This is a genomic window from Sphingomonas populi, assembly GCF_004208535.1.
Taxonomy (GTDB): domain Bacteria; phylum Pseudomonadota; class Alphaproteobacteria; order Sphingomonadales; family Sphingomonadaceae; genus Sphingomonas; species Sphingomonas populi.
In genome coordinates this window covers 1-781 of record NZ_SGIS01000163.1, presented here as the reverse complement: position 1 = coordinate 781, position 781 = coordinate 1, and the positions used below count along the sequence as shown (strand labels likewise).

The 781-nt window shown below is 63.6% G+C and carries 1 protein-coding gene; it reads left to right on the top strand.

The genetic code is table 11. From position 1 onward, the window contains the following. Positions 1 to 775: SDR family NAD(P)-dependent oxidoreductase (locus EWE75_RS24725; protein ID WP_427915825.1), on the top strand; the 775-nt coding region annotated here is incomplete at its 5' end. Positions 776 to 781 lie beyond the last annotated feature (6 nt).

Below are 781 nucleotides of genomic sequence, written 5' to 3'. Positions count from 1 at the left end.
TGGCCTGGATGCCGGCAGCATGAGTCGGCTTGCGGGGCGGGTGGCGCTGGTCACCGGGGGGCTTAGGGGTATCGGGCGGACGTGCGTCGAACGGTTTCTGGCGGAAGGCGCATCTGTGATGGTCGCCGATCTGGCCGACACGGCTGATGAAGACCTTACCGCGCTCGGCGACAAGGCTGCCTATGTCCGGCTCGACGTTTCCGACGAGGACGAATGGGTCCAGGCAGTCGCCGCGATCGAGGCGCGCTTTGGTCGGCTCGACATCCTCGTTTCTAATGCAGGCATCGGTATTCCCCGCCGGATACGCGAGGAGACGCTCGCAAATTGGCGCAAGACGATCGCCGTCAACCTGGACGGAGTCTTCCTCGGAACGAAACACTGTGCCGATCTGCTCGCGAAGAGCGGGCGCGACTGGAAGGGTGGCGCCAGTATCGTCAACATCTCCTCGATCATGGGTCTGGTCGCCCTGCCGGACGGCGGCCCGTACAATGCCAGCAAGGGCGGTGTGCGCCTGTTCACCAAGGTGGCCGCGCTGGAGTTCGCGGAAGATAAGCTGCCGATCCGCGTCAACTCGGTGCACCCCGGCTTTGTCGCAACGCCGCTCGCCCAGGCCTTCCCAGACGAACTGAAGGCCTTCATGACCTCCTCAACGCCGCTGGGCCGAATGGCCGAGCCCGAAGAGATCGCCTCAGTCGTAGCTTTCCTCGCGTCTGACGATGCCAGTTTCATGACCGGCTCGGAACTGGTCGTCGACGGTGGCTACACCGCTAAATAAGAGTGA